The following is a 1,792-nucleotide window of genomic DNA, read 5'->3' on the forward strand; positions in this document are numbered from 1 at the left end:
CACTCAAGAAAGCTGAGGAAGACGCTGCGAAGAAGCAGGCAGAAGAAGCGGCCAAGAAGAGCAAGCCGCATGAGCCGCAGAAAGAGGGCAAGCCCGAAGGTGAAGGTAGTCCCGGTGACGGTGCCAAGATTAACCCGAAAAAGAAGCTGCCCCCGAACGCAGAGTTCGAATTGAACGGTTACAAGTACAAAACAGATAGTAAAGGGCGCGTTGTCGAAGTTAAGGGACAACTGAAGGACGAGTCAGCAGCACGGAATAACTATGCACAACGCACCGTTGGCAAGGGGGAAGGGCGGCTTGCAGATGACCACGGCGGTCATCTGATCGGTTCCCAGTTTGGTGGGTCTGGCGAGAAAGCCAACCTTGTGCCAATGCACAAGGATATCAACAACTACCATTCAGGCGAATGGGGCCAGATGGAGAAGAAATGGGCGTCAGCACTGGAGAAAGGGGAGTCTGTAGAGGTGAAAATCATGCCTAAATACACTGATGACACCATGCGTCCATCATCCTTCAGTATCACCGAGAAGATCGGTGATAAGATTAGAAAGATTGACATCGAAAATCCTGTTAAGTAATGGAATTAAGGTTGCCAAATGAATAGAGAAGCCCAGGAAATTTTTGATTTTATTGCCAAAAAGACATTTTCCTCTCTCTCCGACTTCGATTGGAAAGAGGCTAATGCCGTCGCAAAAATCATCACTCGCTACAGTGAAGTGGAAGGGGACTATAAGACAGATGTTGCAGGCAAGTCGTTTTCGTATGAAGTAGATGACGATGTAATCGCTTCTTTCAAGACTCTTCGAGATGTAATGGCCAAGGCCAATGACAACGAAGCGTGGTATACCGCAACCATTCATATAACTAGTGATGGTGAATTCAAGTTTTCATTTGATTACGACAACTTCCCTGATTTCGAATACAAGCCAAGTGACGACAAGATCAAGGAAGAGCTTGAGAAGTACCCGAGAAAGCAGTGAAGTTGCCAAGGGTTTATGTGCTAGAGCACTTAGGTTTTGAATGTGAGTGAATTGCTTTTGGCGTAACGGCTGGGGGTAATTGCTGTGAAAAAGGCTCTCCTCGGCTGGCATCAAGGTGTACCTGTGAATGGCATGTCGCATTAGAAACGCTCAAATATGCTTGATTTAAGAATGCATCCGTTGGAAGTGCTGCAGCAGTTGCAGGTCGAAGTTGACGCTGCGATTGCTGCTCGTCGTGAGCAAGGCTGCCACGCCTTGCTGAGCGAACTCAATGCGCTAGCGCGCGAAAAAGGCTTCTCGCTGCGCGAGCTGCTGGGCGAGCCAGAGAAGCCAGCCAAGCAGAAGACCAAGATCAAGGGCGTTGCCCGCTACAGCAATCCCCAGGATCGCAACCAGACCTGGACCGGCCACGGCCGCAAGCCACAGTGGGTCGTGGATTTCCTCTCCGCAGGCGGTCTGCTGGATCAGCTCAAGATTTGAACTGCGGTGTCACCAGCATGAATACCTCTCACACGCTGACCAAGGCTGCGCTGTTCCATGATCTGCACACTGGCCAGCTACTGCGCCAGCGGGCACTGATTCGTCTGTCTGCGCACAGCAAACAAGGTTTGCTGCTGGCTGCCCAGCAGGCCTTGCAGGCAGCCGGCAGCTGGCATTCCGATGTAGCCATCCCGATCCAGCCGCGCGATTTGGGGCGGCAACGCAGCTCGCTGAAACTGATTCGCGAGCAGATCACGCCCACGGTGTGGTTTGCAGACGGGCAGTACCGCATGTCGGCGCTGGAAACCCTGTACTTTTTTGCCGACAGCTAT

Annotated in this window: 4 protein-coding genes; all 4 read left to right on the forward strand. The window is 51.7% G+C overall.

Going from position 1 to position 1,792, the window contains the following annotated elements:
• Nucleotides 1–578: DNA/RNA non-specific endonuclease (locus tag B9A19_RS21780; protein ID WP_176217062.1), on the forward strand; the 578-nt coding region annotated here is incomplete at its 5' end.
• Between the two features lie 18 nt (nucleotides 579–596).
• Nucleotides 597–980 (forward strand): immunity protein YezG family protein, encoded by a 384-nt coding sequence (locus B9A19_RS21785; protein WP_084093236.1) that lies wholly within the window; start codon nucleotides 597–599, stop codon nucleotides 978–980.
• 171 nt (nucleotides 981–1,151) lie between these two features.
• On the forward strand, nucleotides 1,152–1,460 hold the full coding sequence (locus B9A19_RS21790) for an H-NS histone family protein (protein WP_176217063.1): 309 nt from the start codon (nucleotides 1,152–1,154) through the stop codon (nucleotides 1,458–1,460).
• 17 nt (nucleotides 1,461–1,477) lie between these two features.
• Nucleotides 1,478–1,792 (forward strand): hypothetical protein (locus B9A19_RS21795; protein ID WP_139799069.1); only part of this gene is annotated, 315 nt, incomplete at its 3' end.

The sequence above is a fragment of the Andreprevotia lacus DSM 23236 genome, from assembly GCF_900176275.1.
GTDB lineage: Bacteria > Pseudomonadota > Gammaproteobacteria > Burkholderiales > Chitinibacteraceae > Andreprevotia > Andreprevotia lacus.

Coding starts and splice junctions, on each gene's coding strand:
- B9A19_RS21785 (WP_084093236.1), top strand. CDS start 597: ATGAATAGAGAAGCCCAGGAAATTTTTGATTTTATTGCCAAAAAGACA.
- B9A19_RS21790 (WP_176217063.1), top strand. CDS start 1,152: ATGCATCCGTTGGAAGTGCTGCAGCAGTTGCAGGTCGAAGTTGACGCT.